The following is a 24,523-nucleotide window of genomic DNA, read 5'->3' as shown; positions in this document are numbered from 1 at the left end:
CCCCCCCCCCCCCATCGGCACCTCGCCCTCGGCCTTGCCCGCGGCCAGCTTGGCGCCGATCCCCAGCACCAGCACCACCCGGTCGCCCTGCTGCCCGGCCAGAACGTCGTGCCCGGCCCGGCGCGCCGCTCCGCGCAGGTCCTCCATGACCGCGCGGCCGTCGTCCCCGGCCTCCCCGGCGACCGCCACCACCGGGGTGCGCGACCAGCTCAGCGCCGACCCCCAGGTCTGCAGCCCCTCGTCGCGGTCGCCGTGCAGCAGCGCGTCGACGATGAGCGCCTCCAGGCGGGCGTCCCAGGCGCCGCGCGCCTCCGCGGCGCGGGCGTAGACCTTGGCCGAGCTGAAGGCCACCTCGCGGGTGTAGCGCAGCACCGCCTCGCGGAGCTGCTGCTGTCCGCCGGGCGCGGCCAGCTCCTCGACCTGGTTCTCCACCACGTCGATGACCACCCGGATCATGTCCACGGTCTGCTGGAGGCTGACCGAGCGGGTCAGCTCGCGCGGTGCGGTGCCGAAGACCTCGACGGTGATGGCGGGGCGGCCGCGTCCGGGGGTCTTGAACCAGTCGACGAAGGCCGCCACCCCGGACTGGGCGACCAGGCCCACCCAGGAGCGGTCCTCGGCGGACATGCGGCGGAACCAGGACAGGCGGCTCTCCATGCGCGCCACCGCGGCGGTGCCCAGCTCGCCCATGGACTTCTCGAGCCGCTTGACGGTCTCGGCGCGGACGGCGTCGTCGCCGGTGCGGGCGGCGTCCGCCTCCGCCTCGGCGCGGGCGTCGCCGTCCCCGGGACGGACGGGCCCGTCGCCGCCCTCCTCCGCCGCACGGTCGCGGCCGTTCTTGTCGGTGCTCACCTCTCCAGAGTGGCATCCCCGCCGCGCACGTCCCGCCATCGCCTCCCTGACCGGCACTTTGTGGACTACGCACAAAGGCCGTCTCGTAAACTTCGTCGTTGTCCTCATCCAGATGGTGATGTCCTACAGGGCAAGGTTGATGCCGTGCTTGTAATCGTTGCTCCGGGCCAAGGCGCCCAGGTTCCCGGATTCCTCTCCCCGTGGCTCGAAGCGCCCGGGATGGCCGAGCGTTTCGAGGCCTGGTCCAAGGTGGCCGGGCTGGACCTGGTGCGCTACGGCACCACCGCCGACGCCGACGAGATCCGCGACACCGCCGTCGCCCAGCCCCTCCTCGTGAGCGCCGGGCTGGCCGCGGCCGTGTCGCTCTTCGGCGACCTGGAGACCGCCGCCGCCCGGGCCGACGCCGTCGCCGGGCACAGCGTGGGCGAGTTCACCGCCGCCGGCCTGGCCGGGGTGCTGGCCCCCGAGGAGGCCCTCTCCCTGGTCGCCGAGCGCGGGCGCGGGATGGCCGAGGCGTCCGCGACCGCCGACACCGGCATGACCGCCGTCCTGGGCGGCGACCGCGACGAGGTGCTGGCCGCCGTCGCCGCCGCCGGGCTGACCGCGGCCAACGACAACGGGTCGGGGCAGATCGTGGCCGCCGGCACCGCCGAGGCGCTGGCCGCGTTCGCCGAGGACCCGCCCAAGGGCGCCCGGCTGCGCTCGCTGTCGGTGGCCGGGGCCTTCCACACCGAGCACATGGCCCCCGCGGTGGAGCGCGTCCGGGAGGCGGCCCGGGCCGTCTCCCCCGCCGACCCGCGCACCCGCCTGCTCACCAACCGCGACGGCTCGGTCGTCGCCGCCGGCCGCGACTACCTCGACCTGCTGGTCTCCCAGATCAGCTCGCCGGTGCGCTGGGACTCCTGCACCGCCACCCTGGCCGGCCTGGGGGTGACCGCGCTCATCGAGCTGCCCCCCGCCGGAACCCTGGTGGGCCTGGCCAAGCGGTCCCTGCGCGGGGTGGAGCGGCTGGCCGTCAAGACGCCGGAGGACCTCGACCGGGCCCGGGAACTGGTCGAGGAGCACGCCGGCACCACCGCTGCGGAAGGTCCGTCCCGATGAGCACCGCACTGCCCGTCCCCGGCCCCCTCGGGGGCGCACGGGTCCTCGCCTTCGGCGAGCACCAGCCGGCCAACGTCGTCACCAACGACGACCTCGCGCAGCGGGTCGCGACCAGTGACGAGTGGATCCGCAGCCGGGTCGGCATCGAGGAGCGCCGCATCGCCGACGACACCGAGTCGGTGGAGTCCATGGCGGTCATCGCCGGGGGCAAGGCGCTGGCGGCGAGTGGGCTGGCGCCCGACGACATCGACCTGGTGATCGTCGCCACCTGCACCCAGCGCGACCAGATCCCCAACGCCGCCGCCACCGTCGCGGCGCGGCTGGGCATCAGTGCGCCGGGCGCCTTCGACGTCAACGCCGCCTGCGCCGGGTTCTGCTACGCCACCGGGCTGGCCGCCGACGCGGTGCGCGGCGGTTCGGCGCGCAACGTGCTGGTCGTGGGCTCGGAGAAGCTCTCCGACTGGGTCGACTGGGACGACCGGTCCACCTGCGTGATCTTCGCCGACGGCGCCGGGGCCGCGGTGGTGGGCGCCGCCCCCGCCGAGGAGAACGGCGTCGGGCCGGTGGTCTGGGGCAGCTCGGGCGAGCGCGCCGACAAGATCTACCTGCGCGAGAACCGCTACCTCTACCAGGAGGGCCAGGCGGTCTTCCGGTGGACCACCACCGAGCTGCACAGGGTGGCACTGCAGGCCCTGGAGCGGTCGGGGGTCGACCCCTCCGAGCTCACCGCGTTCGTGCCGCACCAGGCCAACCTGCGCATCGTGGAGGCGATCGCGCGCAAGCTGGGGGCGCCGCAGGCGCTCATCGCCCGCGATATCGTCTCCGCTGGCAACACCTCGTCCGCGTCCATCCCGCTGGCCATCGCGCGCATGGGCGGACGGGGCGAGCTGCCGTCGGGGAGCACCGTGCTCACCCTGGGATTCGGCGCCGGACTGACCTACGCGGCGCAGGTCCTGCGCATCCCCTAGAGGCCGGACGGCAGCGGTCGGTCATGCGTGACCGGACCGCGACGGCGACGCACACCGCCCCGGAGTCACCCGGGGCGCACCGAGAAGGAGTTACCGCAACATGGCGCAGCACACCGAGCAGGAGATCCTGGCCGGCCTCGGCGAGATCGTCGACGAGATCGCCGGAGTCCCCGCCGCCGAGGTCACGCCGGACAAGAGCTTCGTGGACGACCTCGACATCGACTCGCTCTCCATGGTCGAGATCGCGGTCGCCGCGCAGGACAAGTTCGGCGCCGAGATCCCCGACGACCAGCTCAAGGACCTCAAGACGGTCCAGGACGTCATCAACTTCATCCAGAAGCAGAAGTAGCGCGCCCGCCCGGCGGCGGCGCCACCGCGCCGCCGCCGGGGCATCCGCGCATCCGCCTCCACATGCCCCGGCGCGCCGCCGGGTACGACCTACCATGACGCGAAGGGCGAAAGGCCGATGAACAGCACCGAAGTCGTCGTCACTGGCCTGGGCGCCACCACCCCGCTGGGGGGTGACGTCTCCACGACCTGGTCCGCCCTCCTCGAAGGTCGGTCCGGCATCAGCGAGATCACCGAGGACTGGGCGCAGGAGCTGCCCGCCCGCATCGCCGGGCGTGCCGTCCAGGACCCCTCGGAGAAGCTCCCCCGCCAGCGGCTGCGCCGCCTCGACCGCACCCAGCAGTTCGCGCTGATCGCCGCGCAGGAGGCCTGGCACGACGCCGGTGCCCCGGACGTGGACCCGGTGCGCCTGGGCACGGTCGTCTCCTCCGGCATCGGAGGCATCCTGACCATCCTCGAGCAGTACGACATCTTCCGCGAGAAGGGCTGGAAGCGCGTCTCGCCGTTCACGGTGCCGATGCTCATGCCGAACAGCCCCTCGGCGGCGGTCGCCCTGGAGTTCACCGCCCGCGCCGGCGCCCACGCCCCGGTCAGCGCCTGCGCCTCCAGCAGCGAGGCGATCGCCGACGCGATCGGGATGATCCGCTCGGGCCGCGCCGACGTGGTCATCGCGGGCGGCACCGAGGCGGCGATCCACCCGCTGAACATCGCCTCCTTCGCCTCCATGCGGGCGCTGTCCACCCGCAACGACGACCCGCAGGCGGCCTCCCGCCCGTGGGACACCGGCCGGGACGGCTTCGTCATGGGCGAGGGCGCGGGCATCGTCGTGCTGGAGTCGGCCGAGCACGCCGCGCGCCGCGGCGCCCGCGTGTACGCGGTGGCGGCCGGGGCCGGGTACTCCGACGACGCGCACGACATCGTCGCCCCCGAGCCCGAGGGCGAGGGGCAGGCGCGGGCCATCACGATGGCGCTGGAGGACGCGGGCATGGCCCCGGGGGACGTGGCGCACATCAATGCGCACGCCACCTCCACCCCGACCGGCGACGTCGGCGAGACGCTGGCGGTCCGCCGCGCGCTGGGCGACGCCGCCGCCGACCGGGTGGCGGTCACCTCCACCAAGTCGATGACCGGCCACCTGCTGGGCGGCGCCGGGGCGGTGGAGTCCATCGCCACCGTGCTGTCCCTGTACGAGGGCCGCATCCCGCCGACGATCAACATCGAGGAGCTGGACCCGGGCGTGGCCGTGGACATCGTCCGCGACAAGGCCCGCGACCTGCCCGCGGACGCGGTGGGTGCGATCAACGAGTCCTTCGGCTTCGGCGGCCACAACATCGCCGTCGCCTTCCGCCGCGCCTGAGGCGCTCCGGAGAGGACGGACCGGACCCGGCCACGCGCGCAGGGGGTACGCGGGCACCGGGCACGAGGGGCCCATCGACCGTCCGGTCGGTGGGTCCCTTTCGCGCGCCGGGGCGGGAGGCGGATCCGACCGGAGGATCTGCACCCGCCCAGAGGGCCGTCCCTGCCCGGACGCCCGTCCCGCGGTCAGGCCTCGGTGGCCTCCGGCGCCTCCAACGGGGGTTCCCCATCCGTCGGGGGCGTGTCCGGGACGTGGGCCCTGCCGTTGACCCGCTGCTCCAGGGCGTCGGGCGCCACCGCACCCTCCGGCCGGGAGCCGTTCCCCCGCTCCCGCGGGCCGCGCTCGGCCCAGGGCGGGGGCTGGAACGGCTTCAGTTCCGGGCGCTTCGGCTCGCGGCCGTCGCCGGACGAGCGGCCCATGGCCCGGCGCCCCAGCCACGGCACCAGGTGTTCGCGGGCCCAGCGCATGTGCTCGCGGCGGCGCAGGATCCGCGGCAGGCGCACCGCCGGGGTGTCCCACGGCCGCGCCNGGCTGCCCCAGCACCTCGGCGATGCGGGCCGCCACGATCCGGTGGCCGTCGCCGTTGAAGTGCAGCCGGTCCTCGTTCCAGGCCCGGGGGTCGTTCAGCGCGTCCATCGACCACAGGTCGACGATGTCGGCGCCGGTGCGCTCGGCGATGGCGCGCAGGTGCATGCTGAACACCGCGATGCGCCCGCGGTAGATCCGCAGCACCGGCACCCACCCGGTGTCGTGCCCGGACAGCAGCACCACCCGGACCCCGGCCCGGCACATGCTCAGTACCGCCTGCTCCAGCTGGGCGGCGAGGTCGTCCAGGTCGGTGCCGGGGCGCAGCACGTCGTTGCCGCCCGCGTGCACGGTCACCAGGTCGGGGCGCTCCTCCAGCACGCGGTCGAGCTGCTCGCCGGTGATGTGGCGCATCCGCCGCCCCCGCACCGCGAGGTTGGCGTACCGGAACCGGGGCTCGTCCGCGGACAGGTGCTCGGCCAGGCGGTCGGCGAAACCCCGGTAGCCCCCGTCGGGCGCGACGTCCTCCAGCCCCTCGGTCAGACTGTCGCCGATGGCCATGTAGGAGCGGACGACCGCCGGTCCCTCCGCCCGCTCTCCTCCAGGGGGATTCATCTGCAGGTCAGTCACTTCCACCTATCATGCGGACTCGGGCGTTGACGCGCGGCACGCCGCGTCGGGATCGGGGACGGAGCACGCGGTTGCGGAGGACCGCCACGTGTGCCTCTCGCAACACCGACGAGCACGTGTCAAAGGAGAAAGGCAGGGGTACGGCGTGCCCGACAAGCATACCGCCGACCGCCGACGCCGGGCCGGGGCGAGGCCTGACCGAGACCGGCAAAGGTCCCGACCGTGACCTGGCCCCGCCCCCGGCGGCACAGCCGAGAAGAGACGGGTAGCTCACCCCATGACCAGCAACGACAGCGCAGACGCGGCCACCGGCTTCCCCGCCAACCCGGTCGAGGAGGCCCTGGGGCGGGCCCTGCGGGACGCCCCGGCCGACGCGGAGGCCACCGGGACCGCCGACGGCTCCGACGAGGGCGGTGCGGCGGCGGGCGGCGCCGTGCGGACGTTCCTCTCCGCCTTCGCCGACGGCAGCGTGTGGGTGCCCGTGCCGCAGGGGTCGGGGACCCAGGACGACGGGTCCATCGCCCTGCCGTCGCTGGAGCTGGAGGGCCGCGTGTACATCCCCGTGTTCACCTCCCGGTCCCAGTACGACCAGCGGAGCGCGGAGGTCCCGTGCGCGGTGCTGGCCGTGCGCGACCTGGCCTCGGCGCTGCCCGAAGGGGTGGGCCTGGCGGTCAACCCCGGCAACGAGCCGAGCGTGCCCGTTCCGGCGGAGATGGTCGCCGCACTGGCCGGGGAGTGACCCCGGGGGGCCGGAAGGCCCCCGGTCCGGAACCCCGGGAACCCCGGGGCCCCTACACGGCCTCCGGGCCGTGCTCCCGCCCGCTCCTGGGAGTTCGCCGGGGATGCGGCCGCCCGGCGGCCGCGCCCTACCCTTCTGCGCCGCACCGACGTACGATCACCCGCGGGCGCGCTGGGCGCCCGTCTCCCCGCCGGCCCAGGCAGTCGTAGGACAGCGGGCACCGAATCCGGCAAGGGCGCATAAAGTGGAACACCGGCCGACCGCTCCCGTTCCCTGCGGCGGCCCACGTCCCTGCGCCGTACCCCTGGAGGTCGAGGTCCACCGCGGATGAACGCCATCTCCCCGATCTGCCTGACCGACCTGGCCCCGGCGCTGCGCTGGAGCCGCCCCGAGGACCTCGCGCCCTACCTGAGCCACAGCCGCCTGGTCGACGGCTGGTGGCGGTCGCTGCCGCTGCCGCGCGCGCTGGACATCGCCGGGCCGCCCTGGCTCGCGCACAACCTCGCGCTGCTCATGTGCCAGTACTGGGACCACGTGCCCGTCGGCGACTTCCTGCCGGTGCTGCGCGCACTGCCGGTGGACCTCGACGAGGTCGCCGAGCCGGTGCGCGGCGCCCTCCTGGCCACGGCGGGCGACTGGGCGACCCTGGTCGGGTCGCCCCCCTCGGCCGTGGCGAACTGGCCCTTCCCCGCCGACTGCGGTCCGGTCGAGGTGATCGGGTCGGCCGCCTGGCAGGCGCTGCGCCCGTTCTGCGGTGAGGAGGGGCGCACCGGGCCCCTCCCCTCGCCCGCGCTGATGATCGAGGCGGTGCGCACGGTCGCCCACTGGCTGCCCGACGGCGCCCCGGACCGGGTCCGCCGCGCCCTGGCGTACCTGTCCGCCGCCACCGGAGCCGACCTGGAGGAGGGGCCGCCGCCGGAGGCGGTGTCCACACCCCCGCACGGCGGTGCGGACGTGCCGCAGAGCGCCGCGACCCGCGCCATCCGCACCTTGCGCGCGCTGCGCAACCAGCACGCCCGCGAGCAGAGGCGGGAGCAGGGGCACGAGCACGACCGCGAGGCCGAGCCGGCCCCGGCCCGCGACGGCGACGGGCCCGCGCTGGGCGCCCACCCGATGGTGGACCTGCTGGAGGAGTTCCTGCGCGGGTGGAGTCCGCTGGAGCGCACGGTCGCCGCCGAGCGCCTGTTCGCCGCCGACCCGATCAGCATCCGCCTGCTCGTCGACCAGACCGGCGCCGACATCGTCGACATCCGCAACGCCCAGCGCAGCGTGGAGGAGCGGCTGCTGCAGTGGCTTTCCTCGACCGGCGGCGAGCCGGTCACCCGGCACCTGCGCGAGCTGTCGGAGGAGCTCGGCGCGGCCACCACCATCGACACCCTCATCGGGGCCCACCCCGACCACCCGGTCACGGTGCCGTCGCTGAAGGCGCCGCTGTGGCGGGTGCTCATCACCTTCTTCACCGACCGGCGGCTGCACAACGGGTGGCTGGTGGCCGACGACCCGGAGCGGATGCGCTGGCAGACGCGGGAGATGCTGGGCGACGCCCCGACCCTGGACGACGCGGCGGTGCGGCTGGACCGGATCGGGATCCGCCGCCGCTCGCTGCGGGCGTGGCTGCAGAGCACGCCGGGGATCGACATCCGCGACGGCCGGGTGCTGATCGACCCGTCGCTCCCGCCGGAGGGGCCCGCCCCGGCGCCCGCCTTCGGCGGCCGGTCGGACCTGTCGGAGGAGGACGGCTCGACCACCGCGGGCGGCCTGCCGATCCGCCGCAGGCCGGGCGCCGCGCACGAGGCCGGGGCGCCCCGGCCCGAGGCGGCGGGCGCACCCGCCGCGCCCGCCCCGCCGGGGGTGGCCACGTCGCCGCGGTGCTTCCGCGCGCCCGACGGGCGCTGGTGGCACCGGGTGGACATCGGCCCCGAGCACCTCAACGGCGCCCCGGTGACCGTGCCCCCGGGGTACGCGACCCACCTGGGGCTGCAGCCGGGGCGGCTGCTGTGCCTGACGGCCCCCGGCGCCGACCTGCTGGTGCTGGTGTGGCGGGACGAACCGGCCTTCGACTCGCTGCGGCCGCTGCTGCGGCGGCTCTCGGCCCAGCCCGGCGACCGGGTGTTCATCACCGTGGACGGCGACCGCCTGGACGCCCGCCGCCTGCCCGCCGCCGACCTGGGCGGCCACGGCCCCACGGGCAGGGCGCTGCACCTGATCGGCTACACCGCCCCGGCCCCGACCGACGAAGCGCTGCGGATCATCGCCCGCCGGATCACCGAAGAGGAGGACCCGGAGCCGGACCCGCGGTCACTGCTGGACCTGCTCTCCCGACGCGGAGACGAGGACATCGCCGAGGAACTGCGCCAGAGCCTGGCCACGCCGCACTGAGCCGGCGGGAAGGCTGGGGGTCGGCCCGGCGGACGGCCGGGGTCCGTGGGCGGGATACCTGCTCGGCCGCCGCCCTCCCGGACCGCGAGGGGCTTGGCCGACAGCAGGCGGAGCCGGGGAATCGGCCCGTATTCCCGAGTCCCGGGGCCCACGGGCAGCGGCGGGAGGAGGCTCCGGACCCCGTCCCGGCCCCCCTGGACACGCCGGAGGGCCGGGACGCCCTTCGGCGTCCCGGCCCTCCTGCCGTCCGTTCCCGAGGTGGTCGGTCGGGGGCGCGCCCCGGACCTCTCAGACGTTGAAGCCCAGCATCCTCAGCTGGTCGCGGCCGTCCTCGGTGATCTTGTCCGGGCCCCACGGGGGCATCCAGACCCAGTTGATCTTGACCTCGCGGCCGAACTCGTCCAGGGCGCTGGTGGCCTGGTCCTCGATGACGTCGGTCAGCGGGCACGCGGCGCTGGTCAGGGTCATGTCCAGGGTGATGCTCGCATCGTCGGCGTTCACCCCGTACAGCAGGCCCAGGTCGACGACGTTGACGCCCAGCTCGGGGTCGATGACGTCCTTGAGGGCCTCGCTGATCTCCTCGGCCAGGGCCTCCTGGCTCAGGCCCTCGCCCGGCCCGCCCGCGGCCCCCTGCTCCGGGGCCGCGGTCTCGTTCTCGCTCATGAGACACCCTCCGGTCCATCCCCGCCCGCGCGGGGGTCGCTTCCCAGGGACTGCACCGTCGCGTCCTTCCACGCCATCCAGGCGAGCAGGGCGCACTTGATACGGGCAGGGTATTTCGACACCCCGGCGAACGCCACCGCGTCCTCCAGGACGTCCTCGTCCGGCTCGCCCTGGCCCTTGGAGTGCATGAGCTCGTTGAAGGCGTCGAGCATCTCCAAGCCCTCCTCCACCGTCCGCCCGATCAGCAGGTCGGTCATGACCGACGCGCTGGCCTGGCTGATGGAGCAGCCCATGCTGTCGTAGGACACGTCGGCGACCTTCGCCGCGCCCCCCTCGCCGGAGCCGGGCGCCAGGTGCACCCGCAGCGTCACCTCGTCCCCGCAGGTGGGGTTGATGTGGTGCGCCTCCCCCTCGAAGGGCTCCCGCAGCCCCTTGTTGTGCGGGTTGCGGTAGTGGTCCAGGATGATCTCCTGGTACATGGCGTCCAAGCGCATCGCTGCGTTCCGCCCTTCCTAGCGCGCCTCGGCGGTCCCGAAGAACCGCTGCGCGGTGCGCACCGCCCCGGCCAGCGCCTCCACGTCCGCGAGCGTGTTGTACAGGTAGAACGAGGCCCGGGTGGTGGCCTGCACCTGGTACCTGCGGTGCAGCGGCCAGGCGCAGTGGTGGCCCACGCGCACCTCGACGCCCTCGTCGTCCAGCACCTGCCCCAGGTCGTGGGGGTGGATGCCCTCGACGGTGAAGGAGACCGCCCCGCCCCGGTCCACGGTGTCGGTGGGGCCCACGATGCGCACCCCGTCGATCCCGCCCAGCAGCTTGACCGCGTACTCGGTGAGCCGGTGCTCGTGCTCGGCCACCCGGTCCATGCCGACCGCCGACAGGTAGTCGCAGGCCGCCGCCAGCCCGACCGCCTGCGGCGCCATGGGCACCCCGGCCTCGAACCGCTGCGGCGGCTCGGCCCAGGTGCTGTGGTCCATGTGCACCACGCCGATCATCGCCCCGCCGGTGATGAACGGCGGCATCGCGGCCAGCAGCTCGGCGCGCCCGTAGAGCACCCCGATGCCGTTGGGCCCGAGCATCTTGTGCCCGGAGAACACCAGGAAGTCGCAGCCGAGCTCGCGCACGTCCACCGGCATGTGCGGGACCGACTGGGCCGCGTCCAGCAGCACCAGCGCGCCCACCTCGTGCGCCCGCGCGGTGACCTCGCGGACCGGGTTGACCGTGCCCAGCACGTTGGACTGGTGGGTGAGCGCGACCAGCTTGGTGCGCTCGTTGACCAGGTCCTCCATGTCCGACAGGTCGAGCCGGCCGTCCTCGGTCAGCCCGAACCAGCGCAGCGTGGCACCGGTGCGCCGACACAGCTCCTGCCAGGGCACCAGGTTGGCGTGGTGCTCCATCTCGGTGACGACGACCTCGTCGCCGGGGCCCACGGAGAAGCGGCGGTAGGGCTCGTCGGCCGTGGCCGCGTTGCCCATGGCGTAGGCCACCAGGTTGACGCCCTCGGTGGCGTTCTTGGTGAACACCACCTCCCCGGCGTCGGCGCCCACGAAGGACGCGATCGTGGACCGCGCCGCCTCATAGGCGTCGGTGGCCTCCTCGGCGAGCTGGTGCGCGCCGCGGTGGACCGCCGCGTTGTGGCGCTCGTAGAACCCCCGCTCGGCGTCGAGCACCTGGCGGGGCTTCTGCGAGGTGGCCCCGGAGTCGAGGTAGACCAGGGGGCGCCCGTCGCGGACGGTCCGGGACAGGATCGGGAAGTCCCCCCGGACCGCCTCCGCGTCGAGCGGCGCGTGCTCGCCTCGGGTCACTGCTCAGCGCCTGCCTTCACGAAACGCTCGTAGCCCTCGTTCTCCAGCTGGTCGGCCAGCTCCGGACCGCCGGACTCGGCGATGCGGCCGTCGGCGAAGACGTGCACGAAGTCGGGCTTCACGTAGTTGAGGATGCGGGTGTAGTGGGTGATCAGCATGATGCCCACGTCGGTGTTGGCCTTGGCCCGGTTGATCCCCTCGGAGACCACCTTGAGGGCATCGACGTCGAGGCCGGAGTCGGTCTCGTCGAGGATGGCCATCTTCGGCTTGAGCAGCTCCAGCTGGAGGATCTCGTGGCGCTTCTTCTCACCGCCGGAGAAGCCCTCGTTGACGCCGCGGGCGGCGAAGGACGACTCGATGGACAGGTCCTTCATGGTGCCCTGCAGCTCCTTGGAGAACTGGCGGAGCTTGGGCGCCTCGCCGCGCACCGCGGTGACCGAGCTGCGCAGGAAGTTGGACATGGACACGCCCGGGACCTCGACCGGGTACTGCATGGCCAGGAACAGGCCGGCGCGGGCCCGCTCGTCCACGCTCATCTCCAGCACGTTCTCGCCGTCCAGGAGGACCTCGCCCGCGGTGATCTCGTACTTGGGGTGGCCGGCGATGGCGTAGGCCAGGGTGGACTTGCCGGACCCGTTCGGGCCCATGATCGCGTGGGTCTGACCGGAGTCGATGGTCAGGTCCACGCCCTTGAGGATCTCCTCGCGCTCGTCGGCCCCGATCAGGACGTCGGCGCGCACCCCGCGGATTTCGAACTTCGTCATCTGTTTCAAGCCTCAGGAGTTTGTGGTGTCCAGCGAGACGAGGACGTCGTCGCCGTCGATCTTGACTGCGTAGGTGGGCACCGCCTGGACGGCGGGCGGGTTGATCGGCTTGCCGGAGGTCAGCTCGAAGCAGGAGCCGTGCAGCCAGCACTCGATGGTGCCGTCCTCGACCTCGCCCTCCGACAGGTTGACCTCGGCGTGCGAGCAGATGTCGCTGATCGCGTACACCTCGCCCTCACTGCGCACCACCGCCACGGGGGTGCCGCCGACCTCCACGCCGAGCGCCCCCTCGTCGGGGAGGTCGCCCAGCGCGCAGACCCGGGTGAAGGTGCCCTCACTCATGCTCGGCCAGCTTCTCCTCGACCTCGGCCATGATCCGCTCGCGCAGCTCGGGCACGCCGATGCGGCCGATCAGCTCGGCGAAGTAGCCGCGGATGACCAGGCGGCGGGCCTCGTCCTCCGGGATGCCGCGCGAGCGCAGGTAGAACAGGTGGATCTCGTCGAGCCGCCCGCTGGCGCTGGCGTGCCCGGCGCCCTCCACCTCGCCGGTGAAGATCTCCAGGTTGGGGACCGAGTCCACCCGGGTGCCGTCGGTCAGCGCGAGGTTGCGGTTGTACTCGTAGGAGTCGGTGCCCTCGGTGCCCTCGCCGATGATCACGTCGCCGATCCACACGCCGTGCGCGCCCTCGCCGCTCAGCGCGCCCTTGTACTCGACGCGGCTGCGGGTGTGGGAGACGTTGTGGTCGATCAGCGAGCGGTGCTCGTGGTGCTGGCCGTCGCCGGTGAAGTAGAGCCCGTGCAGCTCGGCGTCGCCGCCGGGGGCGGTGTAGCCGACCTTGGGCGACATGCGGACCAGGTCGCCGCCCAGGGTGATCACGAAGCTCTTGAACCGGGCGTCCCGGCCGACCTTGGTGTAGTGGTGGCCCACGTGCACCGCGTCGCGGCCCCAGTCCTGCAGGCTGATGACGGTCAGGTCGGCGCCGTCCTCGACGATGAACTCGACGTTGTCGGCGTAGACCGCCTCACCGGCGTACTCCAGGACCACGGTGGCCTTGGAGTGCGCCTCGGCGCGGACCAGGATGTGCCCGTAGGCGTCGCCCTGGTTCTCGCCGGTGACCTTGATGTAGGCGGGCTCGGCGACCTGGGCGTCCTTGGCGACGGTCACCACGGTGGCGCCGCCGAAGGAGCCGAAGTCGCGGAAGGCCAGCGCCGACACCCGGTCGGTGGGCAGGAACGCGGTGCCCAGCCGCGGGTCGCCGGAGGCGGCGGTCTCGTGGGTGACGCCCTCAGGGGCGGTCACCTCCACCGAGACGACGCCGTCCTTGATGTCGCGCCCGTCGTGCAGCCCGCGCAGGCGGCGCAGCGGCGTGAAGCGCCACTCCTCCTCCCGGCCCGTGGGGACCGGGAACGCGTCCACGTCGAAGGACCCGTGGACGTCCAGCTTGGAGATCGGGAGCTCGCCGCCGTGGCTGTGCTCCTTGACTCCGAGGTTCGGGCCGGCCATTAACCAACCGCTCCTTCCATCTGCAGCTCGATGAGCCGGTTCAGTTCCAGGGCGTACTCCATGGGCAGCTCGCGCGCGATGGGCTCGACGAACCCGCGCACGATCATCGCCATGGCCTCGTCCTCGTCCAGGCCGCGGCTCATCAGGTAGAAGAGCTGGTCCTCGCTGACCTTGGACACCGTGGCCTCGTGGCCGAGCTCGGTGTCGTCCTCGCGGATGTCGTTGTAGGGGTATGTGTCCGAGCGGCTGATGGTGTCGATCAGCAGCGCGTCGCACTTGACCGTGGACTTGGCGCGGTCGGCGCCCTCCTGCACCTGCACCAGGCCCCGGTAGGAGGCGCGGCCCCCGCTCCGGGCCACCGACTTGGAGACGATGGTGGAGGAGGTGTTGGGGGCGCAGTGCACCATCTTGGAGCCGGTGTCCTGGTGCTGGCCCTCGCCGGCGAAGGCGATGGAGAGCGTCTCGCCCTTGGCGTGCTCGCCCATGAGGTACACCGCGGGGTACTTCATGGTGACCTGGGAGCCGATGTTGCCGTCGATCCACTCCATGGTGGCGCCCTCGTAGGCGACGGCACGCTTGGTGACCAGGTTGAAGACGTTGTTCGACCAGTTCTGGATGGTCGTGTAGCGGCAGCGCGCGTTCTTCTTGACGATGATCTCCACGACCGCCGAGTGCAGCGAGTCGGTCTTGTAGATCGGCGCGGTGCAGCCCTCGACGTAGTGGACGTAGGCGCCCTCGTCGACGATGATCAGGGTCCGCTCGAACTGGCCCATGTTCTCGGTGTTGATCCGGAAGTAGGCCTGCAGCGGGATCTCCACGTGGACGCCCTTGGGGACGTAGATGAAGGACCCGCCGCTCCACACCGCGGTGTTGAGCGCGGAGAACTTGTTGTCGCCGGCCGGGATGACCGTGCCGAAGTACTCCTGGAAGAGCTCGGGGTGCTCCTTCAGGGCGGTGTCGGTGTCCAGGAAGAGGACGCCCTGCTCCTCCAGGTCCTCGCGGATCTGGTGGTAGACGACCTCCGACTCGTACTGGGCGGCCACACCGGCGACCAGGCGCTGCTTCTCGGCCTCGGGGATGCCCAGCTTGTCGTAGGTGTTCTTGATGTCCTCGGGCAGGTCCTCCCAGGAGGCGGCCTGCTGCTCGGTCGACCGGACGAAGTACTTGATCTTGTCGAAGTCGATCCCGGACAGGTCGGCACCCCACGAGGGCATCGGCTTCTTGTCGAAGAGCTTCAGCGCCTTGAGGCGGGCCTTCTGCATCCATTCCGGCTCGTCCTTCTTGGCCGAAATGTCGCGGACGACCTCCTCGTTCAGGCCGCGCCGAGCGGAGGCGCCGGCCGCATCCGGGTCGGCCCATCCGTACTCGTAGTTGCCGAGCCCTTCGAGCTCGGGGTGCGCGATAGACGTCATTACGCGGATCCTCCTGGACTCAGACGTCCTGATTCGTTGCCGTCACCGCCGGGGGCGCCGACGGCGCCTCCGGCCTCGGTGCTGTCCTCGGCGCCCTCTGCGGCGCCTGCGGGTTCGCTCGGGGTCACGTGGGTGGTGCAGACCCCGTCGCCGTGGGCGATGGTGGCCAGCCGCCGCACGGGGGTGCCCAGCAGCCGGGCGAAGGCCTCCACCTCGGCCTCGCACAGCTCGGGGAACTCGGCCGCCACGTGCCCGACCGGGCAGTGGTGCTGGCAGAGCTGCTGGCCCCCGCCGGGCGCGGGGGCCCGGTCGGCCGCGGCGGCGTAGCCGTCGTTGCTCAGCGCCTCGGCGAGCTTGCGCACCCGCTGCTGCGGGGGCACGCCCTCCAGCAGGGGGCGGTAGCGCGCCTCCAGCTCGGCGACCTGCCGCCGGGCGAACTCGGTGACGGCACCGGGTCCGGCCTGCTCGGCGAGGAAGCGCAGTGCGCTGGAGGCCAGGTCGTCGTAGCCGTGCACGAACGCGTCGCGACCGGCCTCGGTGATCGCGAAGACCCGGGCCGGGCGGCCCCGGCCCCGGCGGCCCAGGGGCCGCGCGTCGCGGGCTTCGACGAGCCCTTCGCCCATGAGGTTGTCAAGGTGCCGACGGATGGCCGCCGGCGTGAGCCCGAGCCGCTCGCCGAGTGTGGAGGCGGTGATCGGGCCCTGCTCCAGGATGAGGCGCGCCACCCGCGCGCGCGTCCCGGTCTCGGCGCCCAGGTCGGGCGCAGGCGCGCGCGGGACGCCGGGCGCGGCGCCCCCGGTCGTCTGCTGTCCGCTGCTCACCTTTTTCACAACATCAGTGTGGCGTAAATACTTCCGTTCGGGCAAACCGTGATGCATGCCATTGATCACCCAGGCAAGCCTTACCTTTCAGGGGTTTCGCGGACCCCGGCCGCCGCCCGGCTCTGCGCACCCGCGCACAGGACCGCCAGGTTGCTCGTATCGCGAGACCCTCGTCCCGCTATATGGACCGCCTCGCTGTCGGCGGCTCACCCGCCGCCGGGCACCCGGTGCGGGCCCACACGCGGGCGCCCATAGACTCTGAGGCCATGGAGACAGCCGCGGTCGAGGTCACCGACCTGGTGAAGAGGTACGGCGCGACGACCGCCGTCGACGGCCTGTCCTTCACCGCGCCCCGGGGGGCGGTGACGGCGCTGCTCGGCCCCAACGGCGCCGGGAAGACCAGCACCGTCGAGGTGTGCGAGGGCTTCCGCCGGGCCGACGGCGGCACCGTGCGCGTGCTCGGCCTGGACCCGGCCGCCGACGCCGCGGCGCTCAAGCCCCGGGTCGGGGTGATGCCGCAGTCCGGCGGGGTGCCCACCGGCGCGCGCACGGGCGAGTGGCTGCGCCTGATGGCCTCGTTCCACGCCCGCCCCCTGTCCGCCGACACGCTGCTGGAACGCCTCGGGCTCACGAATGCTTCCCGCACCCCCTTCCGCCGCCTGTCCGGGGGCCAGCAGCAGCGCCTGTCGCTGGCCGCCGCCGTGATCGGCCGCCCCGAGCTGGTGTTCCTCGACGAGCCCACCGCCGGGCTCGACCCGCAGGCCCGCCGCGCCACCTGGGCCCTGGTGACCGAGCTGCGGGACGCCGGGGTGGGCGTGGTGCTGACCACCCACCACATGGAGGAGGCCGAGAACCTCGCCGACCGCGTGGTCATCATCGACCGGGGGCGGGTGGTGGCCGACGGCGCCACCGGCGAGCTGACCTCGGACGGGCAGGAGCTCCGGTTCGAGTGCCGCGATGCGGTGGACACCGAGGCGCTGCGCGAGGCGCTGCCGCCGGGCGTCCGGGTCGAGGCCCGGCCCGCCACCGCCGGGCAGGCCCCGGGGTGCGCCATCGCCCGCGCGGACGGCGGCGAGATCGGGCCCGAGATGCTGGCCACCGTCGGCACCTGGTGCGCGGCCAACGGCGTGCACCCCGAAGGGCTGCGCGTGCAGCGCCGCACCCTCGAAGACGTCTTCCTCGAACTCACCGGCCGGGAACTGCGCTCATGACCGAGACCACCGCCACCGCCCGCCCCGCCCTGGACCTGACCCCCGCCCCGGGCGCCGCGCCGATGGCGCGCATGGTCGCCGCGCAGGCGGGCATGGAGCTGCGCATCATGCTGCGCAACGGGGAGCAGCTGCTGCTGACCATGGTCATCCCTGTGCTGCTGCTGGTGGGGTTCAGCACCGTGGACGTCGTGGAGCTGGGCGACGGGCCGCGGGTGGACTTCCTGACCCCGGGCATCCTCGCCTTGGCCGTGCTGTCCACCGCCTTCACGGGGCAGGCCATCGGCACCGGGTTCGAGCGCCGGTACGGGGTGCTCAAACGGCTGGGGGCGACGCCTCTCTCCCGGTTCGGGCTGCTGGCGGCCAAGACGTTGGCGGTGCTGGCGGTGGAGGCGATCCAGATCGCGGTGCTGTGCACGGTGGCCCTCGCGCTGGGGTGGAACCCTTCGGGGGGCCTGGCCGCGTTCGGGTACGCCGTCCTCCTCGTCCTCCTGGGCACCGCGGCGTTCAGTTCCCTCGCCCTGCTCATGGCGGGCACATTGCGGGCGGAGGCGACGCTGGCGGCGGCCAACCTGGTGTACGTGGTGCTCCTCGGGCTCGGCGGGGTCATCTTCGCCACCGACCGGTTCCCCGGCGCGGTGCAAACGGCGGTGGAGGCGCTGCCGATCACGGCGCTGGCGGGAGGGCTGCGGTCGGTACTGGCCGATGGTGCCGCGCCGTCGCTGCTTCCGGTGGCGGTGCTCGCCGTGTGGGCGGCGGCCGGCGCGGCCCTGGCGGCCCGTTTCTTCCGCTGGGAGTAGCCGTTGGAGCTGATCGGGGTCCCGGCGTACCAGCTCGTGCGCTCCCTGGGCCCGCCGCTGGTGCTGTTGGCGGTCGCGGCCTACCTGATCCGCCGCCGACGCCCGTCGCGCCCCGGCCTGGTGTGGGCGGCCGTGGGGGTGAACCTGGGGGCCGCCGCGCTCCCCTATGCCTGGCTGCTCCTCCAGGCGACGGCGGGCATCGGCGGCACGACGCTGGTCGGGTTCATCATGACCCTGGTCCAGCCCGGACTGGTGTTCGGAGCGTGGCTGCTGATGCTGGGGGCGGTGTTCGCCGGAACGCGCCGCACGAATCCCCGAACACCGCCGGAATCGGCCGACCCTGATGAGATGATCCTCGAAGAGGTCGATTCACCACGGTCCGAGGGACGCCGCCGATGAGCCGGTACGTGGTCCTCGTCGAACAGAGCGAGGATGGAAGCGAGGACGGCTTCGGGGCCTGGTGCCCGGACCTGCCCGGCTGCGTCGCCGTCGGTGACACGGTCTCGGAGACCATCGAAGAGATGCGCGGAGCGATCCGCTTCCACATCGACGGCCTCCGCGAGGAGGGTCTTCCCGTCCCTGCGCCTTCAACCGTCGCGAGTACCGAGGTCGACGCCGCTTGATCAGGCATCCCGCTGGATAGGGCAGGTCATGCAGTGGGGGCCGCCCCTCCCCCGGCCCAGCTCTCCGCCTGCTATGGGCAGGACCTCGACGCCGTTGGCCCTCAGGTGGGCGTTCGTGGTCACGTTCCGCTCGTAGGACACCACGACACCGGGCTCCAGCGCGAAGACGTTGCAGCCGTCGTCCCACTGTTCGCGCTCTGAGGAGAACACGTCCTGTGTGGGCGTCAGGACACGGATCTCGTCCAGTCCGGCCGCCTGAGCGATCGCGCGGTGCATGTCCTCAGGCGGGTGGTCGGTCACCTTGAGTTCCTTGCCCCCGTCGGCGCCACCGTCCCCGGGCTCCAGGGTCGAAGACGGGAGCATGCCGAGGCCCGCGTACTTGGTGAAGACGCCGTAGTCGACCTCGGTCATGACGGTGTCCAAATGCATCACGGCGCGCGCGTGCGGCATGCGCAGGCACAGGATGCGTTCGGCGCCGCCGCGGGCGAACATCTCCCGTGCGAGCAGCTCCACCGCCTGCGGCCGGGTGCGCTCGCTCGTGCCCACGAGCACGGCTCCGTTGCCGATCGGCATCAGGTCCCCGCCCTCGATCGTGGCGGGGGCGTGCGAACGGCCGCGGTTCCACACCTCGAAGCCGCCTTGGGCGAACATCGGGTGCCACTGGTAGACGGCCTCGTAGTGGATGGTCTCCCGGCGGCGGGCCTTCTTGCGCATGGCGTTGATGGTCACGCCGTTGTACAGCCACGCCGAGGTGTCGCGGGTGAACAGGTGGTTGGGCAGAGGGTCGAGCACGAAGTCGTCGTCGGCCAGCGAGTGCAGCCACAGTGAGGCGGGGTCGTCGATGCGCTCGCGGATCTCGGCCTTGGTGATGCCGCCGATGAGGAAGCGCCGCAGCTCGGTGTCGTCCATGGCGTCCAGGGCGGAGCGGATGGGGCCCGCGGCCTGGGGGCCGTGGAAGCGCTCGTCGACGACCTCGGCGAGGATGTGGGCGCGGGCGTCGGGGACGGCCAGCACCTCCTCCAGCAGCTCGTGGAAGTAGTGGACGCGCACGCCGTGCTCGCGCAGGAGGTCGGTGAAGGCGTCGTGCTCCTCTTCTGCGCGGCGCTCCCAGAGCACGTCGTCGAAGAGCAGGTCGTCCTTGTTGGACGGGGTGAGGCGCCTGAGCTCCAGGTCGGGCCGGTGCACGATGACCTGGCGCAGGCGGCCGACCTCCGAGTCCACGCGGAACACCATGCGTACGCGCCTCCCGATCTCCGGAGTTCCGACGCAGGCTGCATTCCCCCGCTGGGGCGCCCGGAACCCGCACTCCCGGCCCAGAAGCCCGGGAGGTCCCCGGAATACCTAGGATGGTGGGACGTGAGTACCGACGCCGCCGCCGAGCACCCCGGCGGACTTCCCAGCGCTCCCCGGTTCGCCAACCCGTTCGCGGCCGGGCGGCTGCGCGCGCTCGGCGACTCGATCCCGCCGACGTGGATGGTGCTGGTGGGCATCGTGTCGGTGCAGGCCGGGGCCGGGGTGGCGAAGAACCTGTTCGCGGTGCTGCCGCCGAGCGCGGTGGTGTGGCTGCGGCTGCTGACGTCGGCCGTGCTGCTGCTGGTGCTGGCCCGCCCGGCGCTGCGCGGGCGCACGCGCGCCGACTGGGCGGTGGTGGTTGGCTTCGGCGCGGCCTTGGCCCTGATGAACTTCTCGATCTACCAGGCGATCGCCCGCATCCCGATGGGGATCGCGGTGACGATCGAGTTCCTGGGGCCGCTGGCGGTGGCGGTCGCCGGGTCGCGGCGGAAGACGGACGTGGTGTGGGTGGGGCTCGCCGCCGTCGGCGTGGTGCTCCTGGGCCGCGACGACGGTTCGGGGTCGGTCACCCTGGCCGGGGCGCTCTTCGCCCTGCTGGCCGCGGTGGCCTGGGCGGGTTACATCCTGCTGAGCGCGGCCACCGGGCGCCGGTTCTCCGGGACGTCCGGGCTGGCGATCGCGAGCACGGTGGGCGTGGTGCTGGTGGCCCCGGCGGGCATCGCCGAGGGCGGCACCGCGCTGCTGGACCCGCGCCTGCTGCTCTTCGGGCTGGTGGTCGGACTGCTGTCCTCGGTCGTGCCGTACACGCTGGAGATGCAGGCCCTGCGGAGGATGCCGCCGAGGGTGTTCGGCATCCTGATGAGTCTGGAGCCAGCGGCGGCCGCGCTGGTCGGCCTGGCCCTGCTCGGGGAGATGCTGACGGTGTGGCAGTGGGCGGCCGTCCTGTGCGTGGTGGCCGCGAGCGCGGGGGCGACGAGGTCGCAGCAGCGCTGCGAGAAGCGCGAGCAGGCAGAGAAGTGCTGAGAAGCCGCAGCAGCCCCTGAACATCTGGGCATGACAGCAGGTGTCCCCTGGCGGGGGGTTGAAGACCAGCAAACCGACCGACCAGGGGCTCGTACTCTGCACCGCTACCAGCAAGCGCCGCTGGACGAGATGTGCGACCTACCGAATGCCGCCTGTGTCACGGAAGGAATCCCATCTCAATGGAGTGGACCTGACTCTTGGAGAGAACGCCTCGGTATGCGTGAACATCGTCAATGCCACCGATCCAAGCGCCGTCTCCGCCATCTGCAGAAGTTCCACCGATGACGAACGGTGCGTCAGTGTGGCCCGAGCTTTCGATCTCCTCCATGGCGGCCTCAACCCCATCGACGTAGAGCACCAGCTCGCCACGGGCGAAGTCATACACACCGGCGACATGCTCCCACTCGCCCGCAAGGGGCGTCCTTTCGGAGTAGGCACTCGTCACCGTGCTTCCATCCCGCATGGTGACCACCCAGCGCATGCGACCGTCGACCACTGCGGTGCCCAATTTCATGCCCGTGCCCGCCTTATCGGTCTGGGCGACCACTGATGCAGCCTTCTCAGCATCGTCGGGCCGAGCCCATGCGGCCACGCTGAAGCTGCGGTCGGTCCTGACCGCCGGCTCTTCGGTGATGATCCGCTCGACGCCGCTGAAGGCAGCGGCGTCGGTGAACGTCTGATCGTTCAGCTCCCCACTCCAAACGGCGGCAGGGTCTCCCTCCAGCGTTCCATCAAGGCGGCGGTCTGAAGCGTCGGAAGCCACTGTTCCTTCCGCTTCGTCCAGTTTCCATCTGCCTTCCAGCGCAGGAACGCTGGCAAGTTTGTATGGGTCGCCACGGTCGTCCGTGCCGTCGTCGAAGACCTTGCGGTCCCAGACTCGAAGGTCGTCGATCGCGCCGATCCATGGTCGGACAGACTGTGCCCCTACCCCACCGGCACCGACGACCAACGGCCCCTCCACCGCCGCCGCTTCCGCGACGTTGCCGGTGTCGGTCTGCTTCACGCCGTCCACGTAAAGCTTCGCTGTGTCCTCGGACTGATCGATGGTCCCGAGCAGATGAGTCCAGACGCCTTCCCGCGCAGGCTCGTCCGAGATCACCTGTATGCTTCCGGCCTCACCGGACGCGTCGCGGACGGGAACCTGCATGGACCAGTTGTCCAGACCCGACGACGTCCGGTACCCCAGCGCTACACCGTTGACGGGTCCGCCTTGAGCGACTGCGGTTCGGTCCTCTCCCTTATCGTCCAGCCGCACCCACGCAGAAAAGGAGAAGTCCTCTTCCGTCTGGATAAGCGACTCCTCGGTGGCGAGGGGAGCTTCTTGTCCATTGAACCGGACCGCCGCACCCTCAAGGCGTTGACGTTCTCCCACTCGCCCACGAGTCCATGTCAACGACGCCTCTCGCTCGAGCACCGCCCCGCTGTCGAGGATGTCCCCCGCAGAACCCCCCTCACCTTCATCGAATGGGAAAAGGCCCACAGGGTGCGCCAAGGGAGCGACCATAAACGTATAGACAGTCTCGCATTGAGACGACCGCCCCTCGACATCTACGGTGCGCGCCTTGATCGTGTGAGGTCCTGCGCTCTCCGGCGTGAAGGTGAGCGTCGCGTCGCCACCGACAGTCGACGGTTCGAGCCGCGTAGTACAAGACCCTGTATTGATTCCGTAGTAGTACGCCGCCGCATCGTCGACTCCGTTGGACGAGAACGTGAACTCCCCCGTGTCGCCGATTGTACCGCCCGCCACATGCCCTGCCGGATAATCACTGGAAATCACCTCTGGAGCGAGCTCGGGACCGGCCCCTCCTCCCTCCGTTCCGGCCACAGCCTGCCCACCTTGAAAAAAGACACCCCCGAGCGCGACAACCATTGCCGCCACCAGCTTCCCCTGCCTATATCTGACCATCACACCAACCCTCAATCAAGCCACCACCCGAATTTATCCCATGGAATTAAACAAACCAATCCAGGCACCTTCCGCAATCATCACCCCATAAAGGTCAAAACAAACGCGCACTGCAAAATCTAGCTAACCCAATAATATACCCCAACCAGGAAAGGAATGATAATGATCATACCTCCACCCCAGCGCAGAAAGCCTCGAAATTCTTTACCGTAAATACCATCATCCTGACCATCATCCTCTCCGGCAATAAATTGGACCATCGAATCACTGTATGCGACCCAGAGGACCGCAAGGACCACTAGCCCACCAAGAACGACAATTGCTTCAACATCCACTGTTACCCCACCCAAGGGGCAGCGATCGGCCCAAAGGGGCCTGGGCCTGGACCATAGGAAATTGGAAGTGATTTTCTATCGCGCAGGTCATACTGATAGTAGTCACCGGTCGACCCACCAGACATACCCACCCCAGGAGACCAAGCGATTCCGATTCCACGCTTACCATCAGGTCTATACTGCAGACTTCCACATCCCCCCGCCATTCCATAGGAAATGCATCCACCAAGCGAGTCACCATAAGTTTCTCGTGGACTAAACCTGTTAATTCCCACTACAAGTCCAATCCTCCCGCCAATGCGCCCAACTCTCCTCAAAAGAGACTCACCACGCCGCCCTCGAGACCAATCACCCCCAGGCGTACTCCACCCCGATCCAGCAATAATCAAAACACCATCTTGATAGTACACCCCACCACAATACCCTATAATTGGAGGGCAAACTTCAGCGCCAACCATTACATGCTTATTGATGAACGATAGAATTTCCTTCACCCAATACGACAATGCCTCAGAAACTATATCCAAACCTGGTTTAATATAACAATTAACCGCAATATTTAGGGGATTTGGCACACACCCCGGAGGCGCGCCGGGCACACCACCTGGCGGCCCTGAGAGCGCACGAGCACTGTCTAGAGCATTCCCAACGGGGTCTTTATATGATGTATTATCATATGGGTCGACGACAGGCTTAGGTGCACCATTTCTGTTTGTTGAACCGCCACTGAACCCCCTTCCTTTGGAGCCGCCTCCACCGTAGTATCCACTACCGCCGTATCCTCCGCCGCCCGAGGACCCGCTCCCGCCATTAATATAATTCCCCAGCGAATTACCGACCGATCCCCAGTCGACACCGGACCAGAAGGAGTCACTAGCGGAGCTCGACCCCCCGCCGCCCCAAGGCGGGCACATGCAGGGGTTGAGCCCGTTCGCGTCCGACAGAGTGACCGGGCTGTTATTCGCGTAGGAATACCCGTTCACCATTTGCGAGCCGCCTGTGTCCATGAGCGGGTCCACCGAGATGAACCGGCCGATCGCCGCATCATAGGCCCGCGCCCCCAACTGGGTCAGCCCCGTCGCCTCATCGACCGTCCCGCCGACATACCCCTTGTCCCCCGGCCAACTCGCCGAGGACGACCGCAGCTCACCGAAAGGCGTGAACCGGCGCTGCACCGTCTCACCCGTCCGCGCATCCAGCGCAAGCTGCGAAGAGCCGTTGTGGTCCGAGAACAGCCAGTGCATGCCCTCCGCGTCGCGCACCGCCACGGTCTCCCCGGCGTGCTCGTAGTACCGCACCGCCTCGGTCGCGTCCTCGCCGGCCGTCCACGTGATCTCCTGGCCCGGCAGGTACAGGGTCCACTCTGCCCCCTGGCGGCGGATCAACCGCTCACCGTCGGCTCCGTAGACGTAGTCCGTCTGAGCCGCTCCGCCCGTGACACTCTTGAGGTTGCCCTCGGCGTCCCAGGCC

General features: G+C 71.2%; 23 protein-coding genes and 2 pseudogenes. 11 read left to right on the top strand and 14 right to left on the bottom strand.

The features are described from left to right. Positions 1–852 (bottom strand): annotated as a pseudogene (locus D476_RS33870) (PucR family transcriptional regulator); the annotation flags it as partial. 219 nt (positions 853–1,071) lie between these two features. Here D476_RS33870 and D476_RS0119480 point away from each other — a divergent pair. From D476_RS0119480 to fabF, 4 genes are all read left to right on the top strand, one after another. Further along, positions 1,072–1,953, top strand: a complete 882-nt coding sequence (locus D476_RS0119480) for an ACP S-malonyltransferase (RefSeq protein WP_017625608.1) — start codon at positions 1,072–1,074, stop codon at positions 1,951–1,953. Then, positions 1,950–2,921, top strand: a complete 972-nt coding sequence (locus D476_RS0119475) for a beta-ketoacyl-ACP synthase III (protein WP_017625607.1) — start codon at positions 1,950–1,952, stop codon at positions 2,919–2,921. The genes D476_RS0119480 and D476_RS0119475 overlap by 4 nt, the downstream gene beginning before the upstream one ends. 100 nt (positions 2,922–3,021) lie before the next feature. Next, positions 3,022–3,270 carry an acyl carrier protein gene (locus D476_RS0119470; protein ID WP_017625606.1) on the top strand — a complete coding sequence of 83 codons (249 nt, stop codon included), beginning with the start codon at positions 3,022–3,024 and terminating at the stop codon, positions 3,268–3,270. Positions 3,271–3,387: 117 nt separating this feature from the next. Beyond that, positions 3,388–4,626, top strand: coding sequence for a beta-ketoacyl-ACP synthase II (gene fabF / locus D476_RS0119465; RefSeq protein WP_017625605.1), 1,239 nt, complete (start codon positions 3,388–3,390; stop codon positions 4,624–4,626). Positions 4,627–4,811: 185 nt separating this feature from the next. Here fabF and D476_RS33865 read toward each other — a convergent pair. After that, positions 4,812–5,712: pseudogene (locus D476_RS33865) on the bottom strand (SGNH/GDSL hydrolase family protein). Positions 5,713–6,058: 346 nt separating this feature from the next. Here D476_RS33865 and D476_RS0119450 point away from each other — a divergent pair. Both D476_RS0119450 and D476_RS0119445 read left to right on the top strand, forming a co-directional pair. Continuing rightward, positions 6,059–6,520: an SseB family protein gene (locus tag D476_RS0119450; RefSeq protein WP_017625602.1), complete on the top strand. Its 462-nt coding sequence runs from the start codon at positions 6,059–6,061 to the stop codon at positions 6,518–6,520. A gap of 327 nt (positions 6,521–6,847) precedes the next feature. Further along, on the top strand, positions 6,848–8,899 hold the full coding sequence (locus D476_RS0119445; protein ID WP_017625601.1) for a hypothetical protein: 2,052 nt from the start codon (positions 6,848–6,850) through the stop codon (positions 8,897–8,899). 288 nt (positions 8,900–9,187) lie between these two features. Here the strand turns inward: D476_RS0119445 and D476_RS0119440 are convergent, their stop codons facing one another. From D476_RS0119440 to D476_RS0119405, 8 genes are read right to left on the bottom strand one after another with little or no spacing between them, the layout of a single operon-like run. Then, positions 9,188–9,562 carry a metal-sulfur cluster assembly factor gene (locus D476_RS0119440; protein WP_017625600.1) on the bottom strand — a complete coding sequence of 125 codons (375 nt, stop codon included), beginning with the start codon at positions 9,560–9,562 and terminating at the stop codon, positions 9,188–9,190. Then, a complete protein-coding gene (gene sufU / locus D476_RS0119435) occupies positions 9,559–10,056 on the bottom strand; it encodes a Fe-S cluster assembly sulfur transfer protein SufU (protein ID WP_017625599.1) in 498 nt (165 codons plus the stop codon). Before sufU ends, D476_RS0119440 begins: the two co-directional genes overlap by 4 nt. 18 nt (positions 10,057–10,074) lie before the next feature. Next, positions 10,075–11,364 (bottom strand): cysteine desulfurase, encoded by a 1,290-nt coding sequence (locus D476_RS0119430; RefSeq protein WP_017625598.1) that lies wholly within the window; start codon positions 11,362–11,364, stop codon positions 10,075–10,077. Further along, positions 11,361–12,128: a Fe-S cluster assembly ATPase SufC gene (sufC, locus tag D476_RS0119425; RefSeq protein WP_017625597.1), complete on the bottom strand. Its 768-nt coding sequence runs from the start codon at positions 12,126–12,128 to the stop codon at positions 11,361–11,363. The genes D476_RS0119430 and sufC overlap by 4 nt, the downstream gene beginning before the upstream one ends. Before the next feature lie 12 nt (positions 12,129–12,140). Continuing rightward, complete coding sequence (locus tag D476_RS0119420) at positions 12,141–12,470, bottom strand: non-heme iron oxygenase ferredoxin subunit (protein WP_017625596.1); 330 nt, start codon at positions 12,468–12,470, stop codon at positions 12,141–12,143. Continuing rightward, positions 12,463–13,632 carry a Fe-S cluster assembly protein SufD gene (gene sufD, locus D476_RS0119415; RefSeq protein WP_017625595.1) on the bottom strand — a complete coding sequence of 390 codons (1,170 nt, stop codon included), beginning with the start codon at positions 13,630–13,632 and terminating at the stop codon, positions 12,463–12,465. The genes D476_RS0119420 and sufD overlap by 8 nt, the downstream gene beginning before the upstream one ends. After that, on the bottom strand, positions 13,632–15,044 hold the full coding sequence (sufB, locus tag D476_RS0119410; protein WP_017625594.1) for a Fe-S cluster assembly protein SufB: 1,413 nt from the start codon (positions 15,042–15,044) through the stop codon (positions 13,632–13,634). Before sufB ends, sufD begins: the two co-directional genes overlap by 1 nt. Next, positions 15,044–15,865 (bottom strand): helix-turn-helix transcriptional regulator, encoded by an 822-nt coding sequence (locus D476_RS0119405; RefSeq protein WP_017625593.1) that lies wholly within the window; start codon positions 15,863–15,865, stop codon positions 15,044–15,046. The genes sufB and D476_RS0119405 overlap by 1 nt, the downstream gene beginning before the upstream one ends. Before the next feature lie 266 nt (positions 15,866–16,131). Here D476_RS0119405 and D476_RS0119400 point away from each other — a divergent pair, with 266 nt between their 5' ends. The 4 genes from D476_RS0119400 to D476_RS0119385 are packed head-to-tail and all read left to right on the top strand — an operon-like array spanning position 16,132 to position 18,496. Next, positions 16,132–17,076 carry an ABC transporter ATP-binding protein gene (locus D476_RS0119400; protein ID WP_017625592.1) on the top strand — a complete coding sequence of 315 codons (945 nt, stop codon included), beginning with the start codon at positions 16,132–16,134 and terminating at the stop codon, positions 17,074–17,076. Beyond that, positions 17,073–17,873 carry an ABC transporter permease gene (locus D476_RS0119395; protein ID WP_017625591.1) on the top strand — a complete coding sequence of 267 codons (801 nt, stop codon included), beginning with the start codon at positions 17,073–17,075 and terminating at the stop codon, positions 17,871–17,873. Before D476_RS0119400 ends, D476_RS0119395 begins: the two co-directional genes overlap by 4 nt. Positions 17,874–17,876: 3 nt before the next feature. Beyond that, a complete protein-coding gene (locus tag D476_RS0119390) occupies positions 17,877–18,272 on the top strand; it encodes a hypothetical protein (protein WP_017625590.1) in 396 nt (131 codons plus the stop codon). Beyond that, on the top strand, positions 18,269–18,496 hold the full coding sequence (locus D476_RS0119385) for a type II toxin-antitoxin system HicB family antitoxin (protein ID WP_017625589.1): 228 nt from the start codon (positions 18,269–18,271) through the stop codon (positions 18,494–18,496). Before D476_RS0119390 ends, D476_RS0119385 begins: the two co-directional genes overlap by 4 nt. On the opposite strand, the gene D476_RS0119380 is transcribed toward D476_RS0119385, so the two are convergent. Continuing rightward, positions 18,497–19,729 carry an arginine deiminase gene (locus D476_RS0119380; protein WP_017625588.1) on the bottom strand — a complete coding sequence of 411 codons (1,233 nt, stop codon included), beginning with the start codon at positions 19,727–19,729 and terminating at the stop codon, positions 18,497–18,499. A gap of 123 nt (positions 19,730–19,852) precedes the next feature. Here D476_RS0119380 and D476_RS0119375 point away from each other — a divergent pair, with 123 nt between their 5' ends. Continuing rightward, entirely contained in the window at positions 19,853–20,812 is a 960-nt protein-coding gene (locus tag D476_RS0119375; RefSeq protein ID WP_017625587.1) for an EamA family transporter, read from the top strand. A gap of 157 nt (positions 20,813–20,969) precedes the next feature. Here the strand turns inward: D476_RS0119375 and D476_RS0119370 are convergent, their stop codons facing one another. The 3 genes from D476_RS0119370 to D476_RS40155 all read right to left on the bottom strand — a co-directional run bounded on the left by D476_RS0119370 (position 20,970) and on the right by D476_RS40155 (position 24,297). Continuing rightward, on the bottom strand, positions 20,970–22,718 hold the full coding sequence (locus tag D476_RS0119370) for a LamG domain-containing protein (RefSeq protein WP_239648762.1): 1,749 nt from the start codon (positions 22,716–22,718) through the stop codon (positions 20,970–20,972). A 119-nt stretch (positions 22,719–22,837) separates the two neighbouring features. Next, positions 22,838–22,978, bottom strand: coding sequence for a hypothetical protein (locus D476_RS37550; RefSeq protein ID WP_160167447.1), 141 nt, complete (start codon positions 22,976–22,978; stop codon positions 22,838–22,840). 77 nt (positions 22,979–23,055) lie between these two features. After that, positions 23,056–24,297: an RHS repeat domain-containing protein gene (locus D476_RS40155; protein ID WP_394296937.1), complete on the bottom strand. Its 1,242-nt coding sequence runs from the start codon at positions 24,295–24,297 to the stop codon at positions 23,056–23,058. Positions 24,298–24,523 lie beyond the last annotated feature (226 nt).

It is taken from the genome of Nocardiopsis chromatogenes YIM 90109 (assembly GCF_000341185.1).
Taxonomy (GTDB): Bacteria; Actinomycetota; Actinomycetes; order Streptosporangiales; family Streptosporangiaceae; genus Nocardiopsis_A; species Nocardiopsis_A chromatogenes.
Note: the sequence above shows the minus strand (reverse complement) of the source record. Positions and strands in the feature narration are given on the sequence as shown.

Bases quoted from the DNA above. Each gene is read 5' to 3' on its own strand.
- D476_RS0119450 (WP_017625602.1), top strand. From the start codon at position 6,059: ATGACCAGCAACGACAGCGCAGACGCGGCCACCGGCTTCCCCGCCAAC.
- D476_RS0119470 (WP_017625606.1), top strand. From the start codon at position 3,022: ATGGCGCAGCACACCGAGCAGGAGATCCTGGCCGGCCTCGGCGAGATC.
- D476_RS0119420 (WP_017625596.1), bottom strand. From the start codon at position 12,470: ATGAGTGAGGGCACCTTCACCCGGGTCTGCGCGCTGGGCGACCTCCCC.
- D476_RS0119385 (WP_017625589.1), top strand. From the start codon at position 18,269: ATGAGCCGGTACGTGGTCCTCGTCGAACAGAGCGAGGATGGAAGCGAG.
- D476_RS0119440 (WP_017625600.1), bottom strand. From the start codon at position 9,562: ATGAGCGAGAACGAGACCGCGGCCCCGGAGCAGGGGGCCGCGGGCGGG.
- D476_RS0119395 (WP_017625591.1), top strand. From the start codon at position 17,073: ATGACCGAGACCACCGCCACCGCCCGCCCCGCCCTGGACCTGACCCCC.
- D476_RS0119380 (WP_017625588.1), bottom strand. From the start codon at position 19,729: ATGGTGTTCCGCGTGGACTCGGAGGTCGGCCGCCTGCGCCAGGTCATC.
- sufD (WP_017625595.1), bottom strand. From the start codon at position 13,632: ATGGCCGGCCCGAACCTCGGAGTCAAGGAGCACAGCCACGGCGGCGAG.
- D476_RS0119475 (WP_017625607.1), top strand. From the start codon at position 1,950: ATGAGCACCGCACTGCCCGTCCCCGGCCCCCTCGGGGGCGCACGGGTC.
- sufC (WP_017625597.1), bottom strand. From the start codon at position 12,128: ATGACGAAGTTCGAAATCCGCGGGGTGCGCGCCGACGTCCTGATCGGG.
- D476_RS0119445 (WP_017625601.1), top strand. From the start codon at position 6,848: ATGAACGCCATCTCCCCGATCTGCCTGACCGACCTGGCCCCGGCGCTG.
- D476_RS0119400 (WP_017625592.1), top strand. From the start codon at position 16,132: ATGGAGACAGCCGCGGTCGAGGTCACCGACCTGGTGAAGAGGTACGGC.
- D476_RS40155 (WP_394296937.1), bottom strand. From the start codon at position 24,297: ATGCACTGGCTGTTCTCGGACCACAACGGCTCTTCGCAGCTTGCGCTG.
- D476_RS0119480 (WP_017625608.1), top strand. From the start codon at position 1,072: ATGGCCGAGCGTTTCGAGGCCTGGTCCAAGGTGGCCGGGCTGGACCTG.
- D476_RS37550 (WP_160167447.1), bottom strand. From the start codon at position 22,978: ATGGTCCAATTTATTGCCGGAGAGGATGATGGTCAGGATGATGGTATT.
- sufU (WP_017625599.1), bottom strand. From the start codon at position 10,056: ATGCGCTTGGACGCCATGTACCAGGAGATCATCCTGGACCACTACCGC.
- fabF (WP_017625605.1), top strand. From the start codon at position 3,388: ATGAACAGCACCGAAGTCGTCGTCACTGGCCTGGGCGCCACCACCCCG.
- sufB (WP_017625594.1), bottom strand. From the start codon at position 15,044: ATGACGTCTATCGCGCACCCCGAGCTCGAAGGGCTCGGCAACTACGAG.
- D476_RS0119370 (WP_239648762.1), bottom strand. From the start codon at position 22,718: ATGGTCAGATATAGGCAGGGGAAGCTGGTGGCGGCAATGGTTGTCGCG.